Raw genomic sequence first — 17,967 nt, forward strand, 5'->3', positions numbered from 1 at the left:
CGTGGGCGGACTGCTCTACAGCGCGGGCGGCGTGATCTACGGCATCAAGCGCCCCAACCCCTCCCCCCGCTTCTTCGGCTTCCACGAGGTCTTCCACTCCCTGACACTGGCCGCGTTCGCGGTGCACTACGTGGGCATCTCGCTGGTGGCCTACCAACACGGGTAGCAGCCCCAGACCCCTTCCCCTCTTCATGGCCGCGGCTCTCCAGCCGCGGCCATTTGCGTGCACAAGGGCACTCGTACGGCGGATGCCCGACAATGAGGGCCATGACGGCCGCACGTACCACCGCTTCCTGCTCCCCTCCCGGGCTCCGTGAGCGAAAGAAGCTGAAGACCCGCATCGCGATCCGTGAGGCCACCTACCGGCTGATCGAGGAGCAGGGGTACGACGCCACGACCGTCGAGCAGATCGCCGGGGCGGCGGAGGTGTCGGCGTCGACGGTCTTCCGCTACTTCCCGACCAAGGAGGACATCGTCCTCACCGACGAGTACGACCCACTCCTGGAGGACGAGCTGCGGGCGCGCCCGGCGGACGAGCCGATCGTGGAGTCCCTGCGGCACGTGCTGCGCAGGGCACTGAGCCTCGGGTTCACCGAGGACCCGGAAGTCTCCCGCCTCCGCACCCGCCTGATGGTCGAGATCCCCGCCGTACGCTCCCGGATGCTGGAGAGCATGTCGGTCACCGGCCGGATGCTGTGCCGCGTCATCGCGGACCGCACCGGCCGCGACGCGGAGGGGCTGGAGGTACGGGTCTTCTCGATGGGCCTGATCGGCGCGCTGACGGAGGCGACGGCGTACTGGGCGGAGCACGGCCACGAGGAGGACCTGGGCGATCTTGTGGACCGCACCCTGAACATGCTGACGGCGGGCTTCTCGTCGGGGCGCGGGGCGCCGTAAATGCCGGGTCCCGCGGGTGCCCTCCATGCCATCCTGACCGCATGAACGGTCCGGAGATCCTCATCCAATTCGCCCCCGAGCTGGGCCTCTTCGTCCCGCACGAGCGCAGGGGCGGCGCCACCGCGGCAGCTACGGACGGCGTGTCCACGCTCGGGCACGTCGTCGAATCGCTCGGGGTGCCGCTGACGGAGGTGGGCGCGCTCGTCGTGGACGGCGCGGAGGTCCCGGTCTCGCACATTCCGGCGGCGGGCGAGTCGGTGGAGGTCCGCGCCGTCCCCCGCCCCCAGCCGGTGCCCGGCGCCCCTCTCCGCTTCCTCCTGGACGTCCACCTCGGCACGCTGGCCCGGCGGCTGCGTCTCCTGGGCGTCGACGCGGCATACGAGAGCACGGACATCGGCGACCCCGCCCTCGCCAAGCGCTCGGCTGCTGAGCAGCGGGTGCTGCTCAGCCGGGACCGGGGATTGCTGCGGCGGCGGGAGCTGTGGGCGGGCGCGTACGTCTACAGCGACGCGCCGGACGATCAACTCCGGGATGTGCTGGGTCGTTTCGCTCCGGCGCTGCGTCCTTGGTCGCGCTGCACTGCCTGCAACGGCTCGCTGCGGGCGGCGAGCAAGGAGGACGTGGCGGATCGGCTGGAGGGCGGCACGCGGGGGACTTATGACGTGTTCGCGGAGTGCGGGGAGTGCGGGCGGGTGTACTGGCGCGGGGCGCATCATGATCGGCTGGAGGGGATCGTGGAGCGGGCGGTAAGTGAATTCTCCCCAACCCCGCCCCTTCCCGGCTGTATCTGATTGCGGCTGCGCCGCGCAAGGGGCTCCGCCCCCGGACCGGCGGAATCTCAGCCCGTCCGGCGTTTGAGGACGAACTCGGCGGAGCCGGTGACGACGGCACGCAAGGCCCCCGCGCCAGCGGGTTTTCGGGAAGGGGCGGGGTTGGGGACATTGCCCCGCAGGGCCCGCCCCCAGCCCTCAGCCCCGAGCCCTCACCCCGAAAGCTTCGCCGCCAGCTCCCCCGCGTCAGCGGTAGGCGCGTCGCAGACGAACCGCCGGCAGACGTAGGCCGCCGCCAGCTCCCTCCCCGCGAGCAGCGGAAACTCGTCGCTGCCCGCAGGGCCCACGGCGACAACGGCCCCCGGCGCCGACCCCAGCAGCGCGGTGCGATGCAACTCGCCCCCCACCTCACCGACGACAGCCACCTCACGAGGCCCGTCGAGCGCGGCCTCGGCCACTGCAAGACCGTTCCCGATGAACCGCGGAGCCCGGGGCGCAAGCCCCTTCACGACCCCGAGGGCCCGCTCGGCCGCCAGCCGATGCGGCTCCGCCCCCGTATGCGCCGCGTACGACAGAAGCGCCCCCGCAGCCGCCGTCCACCCGGAAGGCACCGCGTTGTCGGTGGGATCCTGCGGCCGCCTGATCAGCTGCTCGGCGTCCGCGGCGGTGTCGTACAGAGAGCCGGACTCCGCATCCACGAACTGCCCGAGCACGTGATCGAGCAAGAACCCCGCGAACTCCAGCCACACCCCCTCCCCCGTCACGGATGCCAACGCGAGGAACCCCTCGGCGACATCCGCGTAGTCCTCCAGGACACCGGCGTTGGCGCCCACGACACCGTCCTTGGACGTACGGGAGAGCCGCGCCCTGTCGTCCATGTGCAGGCGGACCAGCAGGTCACCGGCGCCCACCGCCGCCGCCACCAGATCCGGCCGCTCGAAGTACGCCCCCACCTCGGCGAGCGCGGCGACGGCGAGGCCGTTCCAGGCGGCGACGACCTTGTCGTCACGTCCGGGCGCGGGCCGCCGGGACCGCGCCGCGAGCAGCCGCTCCCGGATCGAGTCGAGCCGCGCGGCATCCGCGACCACGCCGCTGTCCACCGGAAGCCGGAGCACGGAGGCGCCCTCCTCGAAGGTCCCTTCCTCCGTCACCCCGAAGCACGCGGCGGCGATCTCCGCATCGTCATCACCGAGCACCTCGCGCAGCTGCTCCGGCGTCCATACGTAGTACGCGCCCTCCACGTGCTTGCCGCTCACCGCGTCCTCGCTGTCCGCGTCGAGCGCGGAGGCGAAGCCGCCCTCGTTCGTGCGCAGTTCGCGCACCATGAAGTCGGCGGTCTCCAGGGCGACGCGCCGCGCGAGGTCGGATCCCGTGGCCCGCCACAGGTGGGCGTAGACGCGGCACAGCAGGGCGTTGTCGTACAGCATCTTCTCGAAGTGCGGCACGACCCACTCGCGGTCCACGGAGTACCGCGCGAACCCGCCGCCCAGCTGGTCGTAGATGCCGCCGCGCGCCATCCGCTCGCAGGTGTCGGCGGCCATCTGGAGGGCGCCCTCGGAGCCGGTGCGGGCGTAGTGCCGCAGCAGGAACTCGATGACCATGGACGGCGGGAACTTGGGCGCGCCGCCGAAGCCGCCCTGCGTCGCGTCGTAGTCGCGCGTCAGGCCGAGCAGCGCCTGGGCGAGCTCGTCCTCGCCGGGCAGCTCGTCGGCGCCGAACGCGAGCTGGCGTTCGGAGAGGTCGCGGACGATCTTCCCGGCGACCTCGTCGACCTCGTCGCGCCGGTCGGCCCAGGCGCGCCGCACCCCGTCGGCGACCTGCTGGAAGGACGGCATGCCGTGCCGGGGCTCGGGCGGGAAGTAGGTGCCGAAGTAGAAGGGCTCGGCGTCGGGGGTGAGGAAGACGGTCATGGGCCAGCCGCCCTGGCCGGTCGCGGCCTGCACGGCCTCCATGTAGACGGCGTCGATGTCGGGCCGCTCCTCGCGGTCGACCTTGACGTTGACGAAGTTCGCGTTCAGGAAGGCGGCCGTGTCGTCGTCCTCGAACGACTCGTGCGCCATGACGTGACACCAGTGGCAGGCCGAGTAGCCGACGGACAGCAGGACGGGCACATCACGCCGCCGTGCTTCCTCGAATGCCTCCGGCATCCAGGGCCACCAGTCGACCGGGTTGTCAGCGTGCTGAAGGAGATACGGCGAGGTCACGCCAGCTAGCCGGTTCATGCGCTCCAGCCTCTCACAGCACCCGCCCCCGCCAACGGGGCCCGCACATGCTCTGCCCCGCTTGGCCGAACTGCGCTTTCGCGCAGGCACACGGTGAAGGACCGGCTTCCCACCCGTCACAACTCACTCGGGGCAAGAATGCAATTGGGACGGCTCGCCTCGTCCGGCGGGCTGCGACCAGCCCCAGTAGGCTGAGCCCAGCAGCGCTGGAACCGTTGATGCTCCTCGAAGGAGGCCCACCATGACCGCCGAGATGGTGGCGCCCGCGTGGATGCACAGCCAGATCAGCGCGGAGCAGTACGACTCCTGGTCCGAGGAACAGTGTGCCGGCATCGAGATCGTGGACGGAATGGTCGTCGTGAGCCCGAGCGCGTCCAAGCGGCACAACCGGCTGGCCCGGATCCTGGCCAATGCCCTGGACGCTGCCGCAGGCCCGGACTGGAACGCCGACACGGACTTCGACGTCCGTTTGCAGGACGTTCCGCTCACCAACCGCCGTCCGGACGTCATCGTCTACCGGGCGGAGACCATCGACCTCACACCCACCCGCCCCGAACACGTGCTCCTGGTCGTCGAAGTCGTATCGCCCGGCTCGGAGACCACCGACCGCATCGTGAAGGTGGACCAGTACGCCAAGGCAGGCATCCCCTTCTACTGGCGGGTCGAACAGGCCGCCACCGGTATCCCGATCATCTACACGTACGTCCTCGACCCGGCGACCAAGGCTTACCGGGACGGCGAGATGTTCACCGGCGCGATCAAGACTGCTGCGCCCTTCTCCGTCACTGTCGACCTGGGAGCCGTCTGACAGCGCATCGAGGGACGCCGGGTGCGGATTTCGGGGACAAACAAGCGTCGGGCGTAGTTGAAGCCGACGGACGTGGGGGTGCGGGACTGCGTGTGAGAAGGCGGTCCAGTTGGCCACCGTGCTGCGGGTGAGCGAGGCTCCGTGCGCCTCGCTCACCCGGCCCCCGGATCCGCGGACTGTCCCACGTGATCCGCGGAGTACCTCGCGCCGGAGCGCTGTACGCAGGACACTTGTGACCGCAGGCGACTATTGCTCTCGGAGGGGGACCCATATGCGGGACAGCCATCGGGCCGAAGCCGAGCGGCTGTTGGTGCGGGCGGTGGAGGAAGAGGTGCGGCGCTCCGGCGGGCGCATCGACGCGGGGGTGCTGCTCTCGCGGGCCCGGGCTTCGCTCGACGCCATGGGGCAGGCCGCCGAGGAGGAGTACGCGGCCTATACGCAGGCCGTCGACGAGTCGGAGGCCGGGCAGCTCTCCTTCGGGCAGCGTTACGCCAAGGAGGGCGCGGGAACTCCCCTGCTCGTGGCCGTCGTTGCGGCCGTGGCGGCGTGTGTGGCCGACCTCGCCCTGGGGACGGAGACCTCGACCGCGCTGGGCGCGGGCGCCGCCGTCGGTGTCATCGGCGCCGCCACCACCGTCCTGAAGGTCACCGCGGCCCATGTGCCGGCGGCCAGCCGCCGCGCCGGTGCGCTCAGCCAGCCGGGCGGGCCCGAGCAACTGCGGCTGCAATGGCTGACAGCTCTTGAGGTGCGGGGCATCCGGCCCTTCCTCGACCAGCAGCGGGTGCTCCAGGCGTCCTCCGGGACCGGCAAGAAGAAGGCCGCGCCCCAACTGCGCGGCACGGACAAGAGCGCGGCGGCCCGCAGGCGCACCGTACTGGAGCAGTCCTTCACGCAACTTCCGGAGCCGGAGGGCCACTTCGCCGGGCGCCGCGCCGAGCTCGCGCGGGTCGCCCAGTGGGTGCACGCCGCGCGGGCCAGCACCGAGACCCGGCCCACCGTGGTCGTGCTGCACGGCGCGCCGGGCTCCGGGCGCTCCTCGCTCGCCGTGCGGGCCGCGCACGACCTGCGGGACCAGTTCCGCGGCGCCTGCGTCGTCGACCTGCGGGGCGAGAGCTCCCAGCCGCTGTCCACGCGCGACGCGCTCCTGCATCTGCTGAATCGATTGGGCGCCCCGCGCGAGCAGTTGCTGTTCCGGGAGCGTTCCTCGCAGGAGCAGCAGGTCAAACGGCTCAGCGAGCTCTACCACCAGTATCTGACCGGGCTCGCGGTGACCGTCGTACTTGACGACGCGAGCGACCCGCAGCAGGTGCGCACCCTCGTGCCCGAGCGCTCCGACAGCCTCGTGATCGTCACCGCCCGCAAGCCCCTCGAACTCCCCGCCGACCTGCCCGCCTGGGTGCACCAGCTGCCGGTGGAGCCGCTGGACGCGGCGGGCGCGGAGGAGCTGCTGCGGGAGGCCGCGCAGGACACGTCCGGGCCCTACGACGCCGAGTCGGAGGACGCGGTGCGGGAGCTGTGCGGCGGCCTTCCGCTCGCCCTGCGCGTCGCGGGGTCCTCGATCGGCGCGCGCACCCCGCGCCAGCTGGCCGCCGACCTCGCCGCGTACGGCCCGGTGGAACCCGTCGAGCGCGTCCTGTGGCTGCGCTACAGCGACCAGGCCGATTCCGCGCGCCGCCTCCTGCGCAGGCTCGCCCTCGCGGGCCGCGCGTCGCTGGGGACGGCCGCCGCGGCGGCTCTGCTCGGCGCCGACGAGCAGGAGGCGGCCCGGCAGCTGACCGCGCTCTCGCGCGCGGGCCTCGTCGACCACGTGCGCGGCAGCCGCTACCGCCTGCACGACCTCGTACGGTCCTTCGCCCTGGCCCGCGTCCTCGACGAGGAGGAGCCCGCGGAGCGCACGGCCGCGCAGGAGCGGCTGATCGTCAGCTACAGCGAGCTCGCCGGATCGGTGATCCGCCTGGTCGACGGCAAGATGTCGACGCGGGCGGGCCAGTTCGACCGGCACGGCTTCTCGTCCCTCGACGCCGCCCTGCGCTGGCTCGACGACGAGTCGAGCTTCATCACGGCCGCCCTGCGGCACGCGGAGGGCGTCGACCAACAGGCCGTGCTCCACCTCCTGGGCGCGCTGTGCGACTACTGCCTGCTGCGCGGCGACCTCTACCGCCTGGGTGAGATCAGCGAGCTCGCGCAGGCCGTCGACCAGGGGCTTCTCACCCGGAGCGTGCAGTGGCGCACGGGCATCGCATCGCGGCAGCTCGGCGAGCTCGACCAGGCGCGGACGACCCTGACATCGGTCGTCGACCTGTACATGGAGGCCCACCAGGACGCGGGCGCCGCCCTCGCCCTGTGCTCCCTGGGGATCACCCTGCACCACCAGGGCAACCTGACGGAGGCCGCGGCCCGGCTCAGCGAGGCCCTGGAACTCCAGGCCGCCGACGAGCTCGCCGGTGACCGCGCCTGGACGATGCACGCCCTCGCTGCGGTGGAACGCGACCGCTCCAACCTCAACAAGGCCCTTGGACTCCTGGAGGCCTCGCTGGCCCTGCACCGCGAGAACGACTCCCTGCACGGCGAGGCCTGGGCGCACTTCCAGCTCGGCCAGCTGTGCCTGCGCATGGGCGACGTACCGCGTGCGGAGGAGCAGCTGCGGGGCGCCCTCGACCTCTACGGGCGTACGCGCGACGGCCGCGGCGAGGCGTGGGCCCTGACGCAGCTGGCGCGGGCCCGCATGGTGGACGGCGACGCGTCGGCCGCGGTGGACGGCCTGCGGCAGGCGGTGTCCCGGCACCGCGAGAACGAGGACGCGCGCGGCGAGGCGTGGAGCGCCTACTACCTGGGCCAGGCCCTGGAGGAGGCCGGTCAGCTCGACCAGGCGGTGCGCGAGCTCGAACGCTCGCGGACGATGTTCTCGCGGATGCGGGACGTGTACGGCCTGGCGTGCGCGCGCCACCACTCGGCGCGGGTCACGCGCGACCAGCGTGCCGCCCAGACGGGCTCGCTGCGCAACTCCGGCTTCGCCCGCCAGCTCCTGGTGGACGCCCGCGCCGACTTCCAGCGCATCGGCGTCGCGCACGGCGAGGCCTGGACGTGCCTGGAGCTCGCGGTCGTCGACGCGGGGAACACCCGCGCCCAGCAGGCGCTCGCCCTGTGCGACGAGGCCGCCGCCCTGTTCGCCTCGTACGGCGACCGGCGCGGCGGGGACTGGGCCCGCTTCCTGCGCTGCACCCTGCTGCCGTACGCGTCGCCCGGCGGCTGGGAGATCGGTACCGCCGTCGCGCAGGAGGAGCTCAGCCAGCTCGTCCGCGCCGCTCACCCGACGCGCGACGGCGCCCTCGTCGACTACATGGAGGCGTACGGCCTGCTCATGCAGCGCGGCGCCGACCTGGAGGCCGGCTGGCAGGCCTGGAGCCTGGGCATGGTGCCCAACCGCCACTCCCGGGAGGTGATGGGAGTGACGGTACCGAGTGCTTCCTAGCCCTTGCGGGGCTCGGACTCACCGGAGCGGTCCGCGGAACCGGCGGAGTTCGCGGAACCGACGGAGCTCGGGGAACCGGCGGAGCTCGGGGAACCGGCGGACGACTCCGCGGGTTCCTTGAAGTCGACCTTCCGCATGTGCTTGTTCATCGACTTCATCAGCCCCCAGACGGCGAGAGCCATCACCGCGAAGACGATGAAGCCGAGAACACCCGGGGTCACCTTGTCATCGTCGACCTCTTTGGCGAGAGGGACGAGATGCGTCATTGCCAGATGTACGTTCACGCTAGGCATTGTCGCGGATGCCCGCAAAGAGGTCGTCCTCGGGGAGGGATGTATCGACGAGCGACTTCGCGAGCTCGTACTCCTCCGTGGGCCAGACCTCCTTCTGGAGCTCCATCGGCACCCGGAACCAGCCGCCCTCGGGGTCGATCTGCGTGGCGTGCGCGATCAGTGCCTTGTCCCGGACCTCGAAGAAGTCGGCGCAGGGAATGTGCGTGGTCAGCGTGCGCTCGACCCGCTCGAACTCGTCCCAGCGCTTGAGCCAGTCCCCGTAGGGCGACTCCATGCCCTTGTCGAGCATCGCCTGGTGCAGCGCCTCGGTGCGCGGCCGGTTGAAGCCCTGGTTGTAGTAGAGCTTCAGCGGCCGGTAGACCGGCCCGAACTCGCTCTCCGGGTACTTCTCGGCGTCCGCAGCGCCGTCGAAGGCCACCATCGAGATCTTGTGGGTCATGATGTGGTCGGGGTGCGGATAGCCGCCGTTCTCGTCGTACGTCGTGATGACCTGCGGACGGAACGAGCGGATCTGCCGGACCAGCTCACCGGCGGCCTTGTCGACGTCCTCGAGGGCGAAGCAGCCCTCGGGCAGCGGCGGCAGCGGGTCGCCCTCGGGAAGACCCGAATCGACGAAGCCGAGCCAGTCCTGCTTGACGCCGAGGATCTCGCGCGCCTCGTCCATCTCCTTGCGGCGCACCTCGTGGATGTTCTCCTGGATGTACTTGTCACCCTGGAGCTTGGGGTTGAGGATGTCGCCGCGCTCCCCGCCCGTGCAGGTCACGACATGCACGTCCACCCCCTCGGACACGTACTTGGCCATGGTGGCCGCGCCCTTCGACGACTCGTCGTCAGGGTGGGCGTGCACGGCCATCAGTCGCAGCTGCTCAGTCAAGACTCGATCCTCAGTCATTGGGCGCCCGGTCAATATGGCGCGGTAAACAGGTGCCGTCCCGCAGGGGCGTCGGTGCGGGGCGGCGGTCGGGTGGCGGGCGGGAGGCTTCTATAGTGACGGAACCGGGGGGCGGAAAATTCCGGCATCCCTTTTCCAGGAGGACGATCATGGCGGCCGTGAGCGAGAAGGCCCCCGACGGCCGTTACGGCCAGTCGCGGACCGCCGACGAACGCGCGGACCGGAAGCTGAAGATCATCGGCTCGGTCCTCGGTGCGCTCCTCCTCCTGATGGTCGGCTGGTTCGGCTACGACTACGTGTCCGGCACCAAGGTCAGCGGCGAAATGATCAAGTGGGACGTCATTTCCGACAGCGCGGTCGAGGTGCACCTGGAGGTGCGCAAGGACGCGGACGCCAAGGGCTACTGCACCCTGCGGTCCCAGGCCGAGGACGGCGAAGAGGTGGGCCGGGCGGACTTCCGTTTCGACCAGCGCCAGGAACGGATCGACAAGGTCGTCACGCTGCGCACGAAGGCCCGCGGGACGAGCGCCGAGCTGCTCGGCTGCCACTCGGACTGACGCCGGCTCTCCCCCTGCGTCACGCAGGCCGTCCGACGCCCCCGGTGTACCTGCTCTCACCTGCGTCGACGTATTTCTGATGGCTTATGTCCTCCCCCTCACGCGCCTGAATTGTTAGGCTCGTGGTTTCGCCCACCCGTGAGGGAACATCCTTCTGGGTAGGGCGATGCTTTGTATTCCCAGTACCTACGAGGAGCACCTGTGACCCAGACCAGCGAGAACGTCACCTGGCTGACCCAGGAGGCGTACAACAAGCTCAAGGGCGAGCTTGAGTACCTGTCTGGTCCCGCGCGCACCGAGATCGCTACGAAGATCGCGGCGGCACGTGAGGAGGGCGACCTGCGCGAGAACGGCGGGTACCACGCGGCCAAGGAGGAGCAGGGCAAGCAGGAGCTCCGCGTCCGCCAGCTGACCCAGCTCCTGGAGCACGCGAAGGTCGGTGAGGCGCCGGCCGCGGACGGCGTGGTCGCGCCCGGCATGGTCGTGACGATCGCCTTTGACGGCGACGAGGACGACACCCTGCAGTTCCTGCTCGCCTCCCGCGAGTACGCGAGCGCCGATATCGAGACGTATTCGCCGCAGTCCCCGCTCGGCAGCGGTGTGAACGGCAAGAAGATCGGCGAGGACGCGCAGTACGAACTGCCGAACGGCAAGCTGGCCTCGGTGAAGATCCTCCAGGCGAAGCCGTACCAGGCCTGAGGCCCGCGACAGCGACGCACGAAAGGCCCCCGCACGCGAGGTGCGGGGGCCTTTCGCGTGTCCGGGCCCGGCCGGTCCGCCCGGCGGTGCTTCCAGTCGCCCGGCGGTACTTCTAGTCCGCCCGGCGGTACTTGCGGACCGCGAGCGTGCGGAACGCCACGATGATGATCACGGACCAGATCAGCGAGGCCCAGACGGGGTGCTCCATCGGCCAGGCTCCGGTGACCGACTTCGGAACACCCTCGATGGTGTTGCCGAACAGCTCCCGGGCTGCCGCCACCGTGGCACTGAACGGGTTCCACTCGGCGACGTACTGCAGAAACCTGGGCATTCCGTTGACCGGCACGAACGCGTTCGAGATGAAGGTCAGCGGGAACAGCCAGATCAGTCCGCCCGAGGTCGCCGCCTCGGGGGTCCGCACGGACAGGCCGATCAGTGCGCCGATCCACGTGAACGCGTACCCGAGGAGGAGGAGCAGGCCGAAGCCCGCGAGAACCTTGCCGATGTTCTCGTGCGTGCGCCAGCCGACGATCAGCGCCACCACCGCGAGCACGGCCAGGGTCACGGCCGTCTGCACCAGATCCGCGAGGGTACGACCGGTGAGGACGGCGCCGCGCGCCATCGGCAGCGACCGGAAGCGGTCGATCAGGCCTTTGTGCATGTCGTCCGCGATGCCCGCGCCGGCGCCCGCCGTGGCGAACGTGACGGTCTGCGCGAAGATGCCCGCCATCAGGAATTCCTTGTAGGCGCTCGCGCTGCCCGCGGGCGCACCCGGAATGTTGATGGAACCCCCGAAGACGTACGTGAAAAGGACCACGAACATCACCGGCTGGATGACCCCGAAGAGGATCATCTCGGGGATCCTGGTCATGCGGATCAGGTTCCTCTTGGCCACGACGAGGGAGTCCCTGACCGACTGGACGATGCCGCCCTTGGGACGGGGCGCCAGGAGCTGCGGGGTGTCGGATACAGCGCTCACTTCGCGTCCTCCGTGTCCTTGGCGTCCTTGGCGTCCCCGCCGACCTCGCCGACCTCGCCGTCCCCGCCGTTCGGCGCCGCCTCCGCCACGTGGCCGGTCAGCGAGATGAACACGTCGTCCAGGGTCGGGCGGCGCAGCCCGATGTCGTCGATCTCGACCCCCCGCATGTCCAGCTCGCGGATGACCTCGGCGAGCAGCTTGGCGCCGCCGGAGACCGGGACCGTGAGCTTGCGGGTGTGGCTCTCGACGGCGACGTCGCCCTTGCCCAGGCCCCGCAGGACCTCCTCGGCCGGGGTGATGTGCTCGCGCTCGTGCACCACGACCTCGACGCGCTCGCCACCGGTCTGCGCCTTGAGCTGGTCGGAGGTGCCGCGCGCGATGACCCGGCCGTGGTCGACGACGCAGATGTCGTGCGCCAGGTGGTCGGCCTCTTCGAGGTACTGCGTGGTGAGCAGCAGGGTCGTGCCGCCCGACACCAGCTCCTGGATGACCTCCCAGAGCTGCTGGCGGTTGCGCGGGTCGAGCCCCGTCGTCGGCTCGTCCATGAACATCACTGGGGGTGACACGACGAGCGCGGCCGCAAGGTCGAGGCGGCGGCGCATACCTCCCGAATACGTCTTGGAGGGGCGGTCCGCGGCGTCGGCGAGATTGAACCGGTCGAGCAGCTCGCCCGCCCTGACCTTCGCCTCCTTGGCCTTCATCTGGTAGAGCTGGCCGACCATCTGGAGGTTCTCGCGGCCCGTCAAGTACTCGTCGACGGCGGCGAACTGGCCCGAGAGCCCGATCGAGCGCCGCACCTCGTTCGGATGCTTCAGCACGTCGATGCCCGCGACGACCGCCCGGCCGCGGTCCGGGGTCAGCAGCGTCGTCAGACAGCGCACCGCCGTGGTCTTGCCCGCGCCGTTCGGCCCGAGGAGACCGAGCACGGTGCCTTCCGGGACATCCAGATCGACGCCGTCCAGAGCCTTTACGTCGCCGAAGGTCTTCACAAGGCCTTCGGCGTAGATGGCGCCTGGCATGTGGGTTCTCCCAGTGGTTTGGGTTACTTCCTACGGAAAAGCTTAAATTTGCCGGGTAGTACTCGCCCGGCGACCAGTGACGTGAGACACACCATAACGCGATACATCGCGTCTCCACAACGGGGTTTGCAGAGCCTGTGGACAACGCAAAATAGCGGGGAACGACCGGGCGCGTACGGGATTTTCCGCCGCTGCCCGCGCTGTGCGGAGCCGTCAGTCGATGACGGTGTAGCCCGCCTCGCGCAGAGCCGTGCCGACCTCGACGCAGTGTGCGGGGCCCTTGGTCTCCAGCTGCAACTCCACCTCCGCCTCCGTGAGCCCGAGGCGCGGATCGGTCCGCACATGGCTCACGTCCAGGACGTTGGCGTCGACCACCGACAACACCCCGAGGAGCGTGGCCAGGGCCCCCGGCCGGTCCGTCAGACGCAGGCGCAGCGAGAGATAGCGGCCCCCGGCGGCCATGCCGTGGCGCAGGATCCGCTGCATCAGGAGCGGGTCCACGTTGCCGCCCGACAGGAGCGCGACCACCGGGCCCTCGAACTCCTGTGGCCGGCTCAGGAGCGCCGCGACGGGGCTCGCGCCCGCCGGTTCGACGACCATCTTGGCCCGCTCAAGGCAGAGCAGCAGCGCACTGGACAGCTCGTCCTCGGAGACGGTGACCACGTCGTCGAGCAGATCCTCGATGATCCGGAACGGCACGTCGCCGGGGCGCCCGACCTTGATGCCGTCGGCCATCGTCGCCGGGTTCTCGATGGACACCGGGTGCCCCGCGGCGAGCGAGGGCGGGTACGCCGCCGCGCCCGCGGCCTGCACGCCGATCAGCTTCACGTCCGGGCGCAGCGTCTTGACCGCCACCGCGATGCCCGCGGCGAGCCCGCCGCCGCCGACGCCCAGGACCAGGGTGCGCAGCTCGGGGCACTGCTCCAGGATCTCCAGGCCCACCGTGCCCTGCCCCGCGATGATGTCGGGGTGGTCGAAGGGGTGGATGAAGACGGCGCCCGTCTCGTGCGCGTACTCCTGCGCGGCGGCCAGCGTCTCGTCGACCACCTGGCCGTGCATCCGTACCTCGGCGCCGTACTCACGGGTCGCCGCGACCTTGGGCAGCGGGGCGCCCACCGGCATGAAGACCGTGGAGCGCACGCCCAGGAGCGAGGACGCCAGGGCCACGCCCTGCGCGTGGTTGCCCGCGCTGGCGGCCACCACCCCGGCCGCGCGCTCCTCGGGCAGCAGCCCCGCGATCCGTACGTACGCACCGCGCAGCTTGAAGGAACCCGTCCGCTGGAGGTTCTCGCACTTGAAGTGGACGGGCGAGCCCACCAGCTGTGACAGGTGCCTGCTGCCCTCCATGGCCGTCACCCTGGACACACCCGAGAGCATCTTCTGGGCACCGCGCACGTCGTCCAGGGTGACCGACGGCAAGGAGTGAGGCGTGCGGTAGCTCATGACGGCCAGTCTCCCAGTTCACAGCAGGGTCCTCCTGTGGTGACCACGTGCCGAGACTGGTTTGCGCAGCGCCGGTACGCCTCGCCTCCCGGCCGCGTACCCTGTCCCCCAACCCATCGCCCTCGCATGAAGTGAGCCCCCGGCCATGCCCACAACTCCGGACATGACGACCGCCAGCGATCCCGGCCTCCTCGACACGCTGCAACACCAGGTGGCCGTGTTCGCCCGCCGTGCGGAGCAGACACGCCTCGGCGGCGTCGGACAGGTCCGCAACTCCATGGACCGCGCCGCATATCTGCTGCTCAACCGCCTCGACAAGGAGGGGCCGATGGGCGTCAAGGCGCTCGCGGCAAGCATGGGCATCGACTCGTCGACGGTCACCCGGCAGGTCGCCCCGCTGGTCGACACCGGCCTGGTCAAACGCACCTCGCACCCCGAGGACGGCCGCGCCGTGGTGCTCCAGCTGTCGCCGCGCGGCGAGGCGCGCCTCAATGAGGTGCGCTCCTCGCGGCGTGACCTCATGGCCGAGCTGACCGATGACTGGTCCCCGCAGGAGCGCGAAAGCTTCTGCACGCTCCTCACGCGCTTCAATTCCGCCCTCTCCGCCCGGCAGACCGCGCAGACGCCGCCGGAGACGCCCGCTTCCTGAGGCCGGCGCTCCGGCCCCTCCTGCCTATTGACCCCGGCCGTGTGCCTGGCCTCATATGAGACCGGGGGCCGGTCCCCTCCAGGCGGGAGGCGCGGTGCGCGAGCGGCAGGCGTCTTTGAACGCCCGCCGTGCCCGGGAGTTCGAGGCATTCGTCGCGGGCGCGGCAGGCAGGCTGCTGCACGCCGCGACGCTGCTCACCGCCGAGCCACCGGACGCCAACCCACGCGCGCGTGCCCTGCTGACCGCGTCCCTTGCGCACTCGTACGCGACCTGGGACCGGATGCGCGGCGAGGATCCCTACGACCGCACCCGCCAGCAGCTGGCCGTCCGGTTCGCCCGCGGCGCCTGGCGCAGGCACCGCGGCCACGGCGGCGTCCTGGCCCGGCTCACGCCCCAGGAGCGGCTGATTCTCGTACTGCGGCTGTACGAGGGCGTCGCCGAGGAACAGGCTGCCGCGCTGCTCGGCCTGCCCGCCGAGCGGGTGGGGACGATCTGCGCCCGCGCGATGGAGACGGTCCTGCATCCAACGCGCGGCCCCGCGCCGCCGCGTCCCGTGGGAGAGGCGGCCCCGTCGTGAACCAGTTCGACCGCAAGGAGGACGCGGTCCGCCGCCTCCTGGACGACGGCACGCCCCCCTCGGTCCCGCCCGGGCTCCACGACGGCGCGGTCCGCCGCGGCAGCCGCATGCTGCGCCGCAGAAGGGCGCTGCGCCGGCTGCTCTGGCTGCTGCTGCTCGCGGCGGCGGTCGCCTTCGTGATCTGGGCGTCGGTCGCCCAGCCCTGGGTGGAGCAGCCTTCGGAGACGACTCCACCCCTGACCCGCTGGTGACCGGGCGCCAAGGCTCCTAGCCCAGCGCCTGCTGGAGGTCGGCGAGCAGGTCGTCCGCGTTCTCGATGCCCACCGAGAGCCGCACCAGGTCGGCGGGGACCTCCAGGGCGGAGCCCACCACCGACGCGTGCGTCATCCGTCCGGGGTGCTCGATCAGGGACTCCACGCCGCCAAGGGACTCCCCCAGGGTGAACAGCTTCGCGCGGTCGCAGACCGCGACCGCGGCCTCCTCGCCGCCGGCGACCTGGAAGGACACCATCCCGCCGAACGCCTTCATCTGCTTGGCCGCGGTCTCGTGACCGGGGTGCTCCGGAAGACCGGGGTAGAGGACGCGCGTCACGCGCGCGTGCCGCGTCAGCATCTCGGCGATCTTCGTCGCGTTCTCGCAGTGCCGGTCCATCCGCACGGCCAGCGTCTTGATGCCGCGAAGCACCAGCCACGCGTCGAAGGGGCCTGCCACCGCGCCCATCGCGTTCTGGTGGAAGGCCAGCTCCTCGCCGAGCGCCGAGTCGTTGACGACGAGCGCGCCGCCCACGACGTCCGAGTGCCCGCCCATGTACTTGGTCAGGGAGTGCACGACCACGTCCGCGCCGAGCGCGAGGGGCTGCTGGAGGTAGGGGCTCGCGAAGGTGTTGTCGACGACGAGGCGGGCGCCCGTCTCCTTGGCGACCTGGGCGACGGCGGCGATGTCGGTGATGCCGAGCAGCGGGTTGGAGGGGGTCTCCACCCAGATCGCCTTCGTACGGTCGGTCACCGCGGCCCGTACCGCCGCCGGGTCGGAGGTGTCGGCCACCGACCACTCGACGCCCCAGCGCGAGACGACCTTGGCGAAGAGCCGGAACGTGCCGCCGTACGCGTCATCGGGGATGACCACGTGGTCGCCGGGACCGAGCAGCGTACGCAGCAGGCAGTCCTCGGCGGCGAGACCCGACGCGAAGGCGAGCCCGCGGTTGCCGCCCTCGATGGCGGCCAGGTTCTCCTCCAGAGCGGTGCGGGTGGGATTGGCGCTGCGGCTGTACTCGTAGCCGCCGCGCAGCCCGCCGACGCCGTCCTGCTTGTACGTCGACACCTGGTAGATCGGCGGGACGACCGCGCCGGTCAGCGGGTCGGCGGTGTTGCCCGCGTGGATCGCGGCGGTCTCGAAATTCTGGCTCCTGAACGTGTCACTCATGCGGCCAGAGCCTAGTCCGGGACGGAGTGCGGCCCGGCGAGTTCGAGACTGGTTCGCCAAGTGTCAGACCAGTCTGGTTCGCTTGTACTCATGGAAATTCTCTGGGTGCTGATGGCGGCGATCATGATCGGGGCGGTGCTCGGCCCTGTCCTGCTGCGCAGGCGCGGCGGAATCCGCCAGGTCGCCCCCGGTTCACCGGACGCCGCGGACCCCGCGGACTACGGCTTCGCGCGGCAGGAGGAGCTGGACATCCGCATGCCGGGTCCGGACCACGACCTCCTGGACGTCCTTGACGTGGTCCAGCAGTCCCAGAGCTGGAAAGCGGCCTCGCAGCTGCTCGCGGGCACCGAGATCCACGGCGAGGTGCGCTGGCAGCGCGTCCAGGCGTTCGCGGGCGCGGCGTCCCTGGAGCTCCAGCAGCGTCCCGGCGGGGTCAGCGACCAGCCCGGCGGGCAGTGGCTGCGCGTGTGGCGGGCCGAGGCGCCCAAGGACGCGGGCGGTGCGGCGGTGCACGCGGAGTTCCTGGTCCAGCAGGCCTGGCGGTCGTCGACGTCCGGGACGGACGAGTTCCGGATCATCCTGGAGGAGGCGAAGGAAGCCTGCGCGCAAGCGGCGCTCCTCTCCCCCGGCGACCCGGTTCCGTACATCATCGAGCTCTCCATCGCCCGCGGACTCGCCTACTCCCGCGAGGAGTTCGAGCAGCTGTGGCTGAAGATCCTGGACCGCGCGCCCGCGCACATGGGAGCGCATCTGGCGGCCCTGCACTACTGGTGCGAGAAGTGGCACGGCTCGCGTGACCTCGCCAACAACTTCGCGGAGGCCGCGGCGGCCCGCGCCCCCAAGGGCTCGCTCCTGGCCGCGCTCCCGCTCTTCGCGGTGTACGAACACCTCCCCGAGGTCAATCTGGTCCGCGGTTTCTACGAGAGCGAGGTCGTCACCAAGGCGGTCGAGGGCGCGCTGTACGCGGTGCACTCGGCCCGCCCCGACGACCCGATGCTGGCGCACGTGCGCCACCTCCTGGTCTTCTTCCTGGTCCGCTGCGAGCGCTGGGCGGAGGCGATGAACCAGCTGGTCCACGTGGACGGCCACGTCGGCGCCCTGCCCTGGACGGTCTCCCCGGACCCGGCCGCGGACTACGCGGTGTACCGCGCCCTCGCCGTCGCGGGGTACGAGGCGAACGGCGGCAGCCCGGCGACGCTGTCGCACTGAGGCGGCCCGCCGCCCGGCAGGACCGAAGCCCCGCCGGCCCGACGCCCGGCCCGCCCGTC

18 protein-coding genes are annotated in these 17,967 nt (G+C 71.1%); 11 read left to right on the plus strand and 7 right to left on the minus strand.

What is annotated here, in order from left to right; translation table 11 throughout:
• The 3 genes from ACQKIP_RS10985 to ACQKIP_RS10995 form a co-directional block, all read left to right on the plus strand.
• A partial coding sequence (locus ACQKIP_RS10985) for a hemolysin III family protein (protein WP_427742830.1) occupies positions 1-166 on the plus strand: 166 nt, incomplete at its 5' end.
• A gap of 92 nt (positions 167-258) precedes the next feature.
• A complete protein-coding gene (locus ACQKIP_RS10990) occupies positions 259-897 on the plus strand; it encodes a TetR/AcrR family transcriptional regulator (RefSeq protein ID WP_427742820.1) in 639 nt (212 codons plus the stop codon).
• 41 nt (positions 898-938) lie between these two features.
• Positions 939-1,688: a Mut7-C RNAse domain-containing protein gene (locus ACQKIP_RS10995; RefSeq protein ID WP_365861644.1), complete on the plus strand. Its 750-nt coding sequence runs from the start codon at positions 939-941 to the stop codon at positions 1,686-1,688.
• Positions 1,689-1,879: 191 nt separating this feature from the next.
• Here ACQKIP_RS10995 and ACQKIP_RS11000 read toward each other — a convergent pair whose 3' ends face one another.
• Positions 1,880-3,889: a thioredoxin domain-containing protein gene (locus tag ACQKIP_RS11000; RefSeq protein WP_365861642.1), complete on the minus strand. Its 2,010-nt coding sequence runs from the start codon at positions 3,887-3,889 to the stop codon at positions 1,880-1,882.
• Positions 3,890-4,130: 241 nt separating this feature from the next.
• On the opposite strand from ACQKIP_RS11000, the gene ACQKIP_RS11005 reads away from it, so the two are divergent.
• Positions 4,131-4,697 (plus strand): Uma2 family endonuclease, encoded by a 567-nt coding sequence (locus ACQKIP_RS11005; protein ID WP_365861640.1) that lies wholly within the window; start codon positions 4,131-4,133, stop codon positions 4,695-4,697.
• 271 nt (positions 4,698-4,968) lie between these two features.
• Positions 4,969-8,169: a tetratricopeptide repeat protein gene (locus ACQKIP_RS11010; RefSeq protein WP_365861638.1), complete on the plus strand. Its 3,201-nt coding sequence runs from the start codon at positions 4,969-4,971 to the stop codon at positions 8,167-8,169.
• On the opposite strand, the gene ACQKIP_RS11015 is transcribed toward ACQKIP_RS11010, so the two are convergent.
• On the minus strand, positions 8,166-8,435 hold the full coding sequence (locus tag ACQKIP_RS11015; protein WP_365861918.1) for a hypothetical protein: 270 nt from the start codon (positions 8,433-8,435) through the stop codon (positions 8,166-8,168). The genes ACQKIP_RS11010 and ACQKIP_RS11015 overlap by 4 nt on opposite strands.
• Before the next feature lie 19 nt (positions 8,436-8,454).
• Positions 8,455-9,336: a mycothiol conjugate amidase Mca gene (mca, locus tag ACQKIP_RS11020; protein WP_365861636.1), complete on the minus strand. Its 882-nt coding sequence runs from the start codon at positions 9,334-9,336 to the stop codon at positions 8,455-8,457.
• Positions 9,337-9,503: 167 nt separating this feature from the next.
• Between mca and ACQKIP_RS11025 the strand changes: the two genes are divergently transcribed.
• Both ACQKIP_RS11025 and greA read left to right on the plus strand, forming a co-directional pair.
• Positions 9,504-9,911 carry a DUF4307 domain-containing protein gene (locus tag ACQKIP_RS11025; protein ID WP_365861634.1) on the plus strand — a complete coding sequence of 136 codons (408 nt, stop codon included), beginning with the start codon at positions 9,504-9,506 and terminating at the stop codon, positions 9,909-9,911.
• A gap of 201 nt (positions 9,912-10,112) precedes the next feature.
• On the plus strand, positions 10,113-10,610 hold the full coding sequence (greA, locus tag ACQKIP_RS11030) for a transcription elongation factor GreA (protein WP_365861632.1): 498 nt from the start codon (positions 10,113-10,115) through the stop codon (positions 10,608-10,610).
• A gap of 112 nt (positions 10,611-10,722) precedes the next feature.
• On the opposite strand, the gene ACQKIP_RS11035 is transcribed toward greA, so the two are convergent.
• From ACQKIP_RS11035 to ilvA, 3 genes are all read right to left on the minus strand, one after another.
• Positions 10,723-11,589 (minus strand): ABC transporter permease, encoded by an 867-nt coding sequence (locus tag ACQKIP_RS11035; protein ID WP_365861630.1) that lies wholly within the window; start codon positions 11,587-11,589, stop codon positions 10,723-10,725.
• Positions 11,586-12,608 (minus strand): ATP-binding cassette domain-containing protein, encoded by a 1,023-nt coding sequence (locus ACQKIP_RS11040; RefSeq protein WP_365861628.1) that lies wholly within the window; start codon positions 12,606-12,608, stop codon positions 11,586-11,588. The genes ACQKIP_RS11035 and ACQKIP_RS11040 overlap by 4 nt, the downstream gene beginning before the upstream one ends.
• 213 nt (positions 12,609-12,821) lie before the next feature.
• Complete coding sequence (gene ilvA / locus ACQKIP_RS11045; RefSeq protein WP_365861626.1) at positions 12,822-14,051, minus strand: threonine ammonia-lyase; 1,230 nt, start codon at positions 14,049-14,051, stop codon at positions 12,822-12,824.
• Positions 14,052-14,196: 145 nt separating this feature from the next.
• Between ilvA and ACQKIP_RS11050 the strand changes: the two genes are divergently transcribed.
• The 3 genes from ACQKIP_RS11050 (at position 14,197) to ACQKIP_RS11060 (ending at position 15,528) form a co-directional block, all read left to right on the plus strand.
• Positions 14,197-14,700 carry a MarR family winged helix-turn-helix transcriptional regulator gene (locus ACQKIP_RS11050; RefSeq protein ID WP_365861624.1) on the plus strand — a complete coding sequence of 168 codons (504 nt, stop codon included), beginning with the start codon at positions 14,197-14,199 and terminating at the stop codon, positions 14,698-14,700.
• 94 nt (positions 14,701-14,794) lie between these two features.
• Complete coding sequence (locus ACQKIP_RS11055) at positions 14,795-15,277, plus strand: sigma factor-like helix-turn-helix DNA-binding protein (RefSeq protein WP_365861622.1); 483 nt, start codon at positions 14,795-14,797, stop codon at positions 15,275-15,277.
• Positions 15,274-15,528, plus strand: a complete 255-nt coding sequence (locus ACQKIP_RS11060; protein WP_365861620.1) for a hypothetical protein — start codon at positions 15,274-15,276, stop codon at positions 15,526-15,528. Before ACQKIP_RS11055 ends, ACQKIP_RS11060 begins: the two co-directional genes overlap by 4 nt.
• Before the next feature lie 16 nt (positions 15,529-15,544).
• On the opposite strand, the gene ACQKIP_RS11065 is transcribed toward ACQKIP_RS11060, so the two are convergent.
• The gene (locus ACQKIP_RS11065; protein ID WP_365861619.1) at positions 15,545-16,699 is read right to left on the minus strand and encodes a cystathionine gamma-synthase; all 1,155 of its coding nucleotides are present in this window, start codon (positions 16,697-16,699) and stop codon (positions 15,545-15,547) included.
• A 90-nt stretch (positions 16,700-16,789) separates the two neighbouring features.
• Between ACQKIP_RS11065 and ACQKIP_RS11070 the strand changes: the two genes are divergently transcribed.
• Positions 16,790-17,908 carry a hypothetical protein gene (locus ACQKIP_RS11070; RefSeq protein WP_365861617.1) on the plus strand — a complete coding sequence of 373 codons (1,119 nt, stop codon included), beginning with the start codon at positions 16,790-16,792 and terminating at the stop codon, positions 17,906-17,908.
• The last annotated feature ends 59 nt before the right edge of the window (positions 17,909-17,967 follow it).

This window comes from Streptomyces sp. NPDC059900 (assembly GCF_050270335.1).
Lineage (GTDB): Bacteria > Actinomycetota > Actinomycetes > Streptomycetales > Streptomycetaceae > Streptomyces.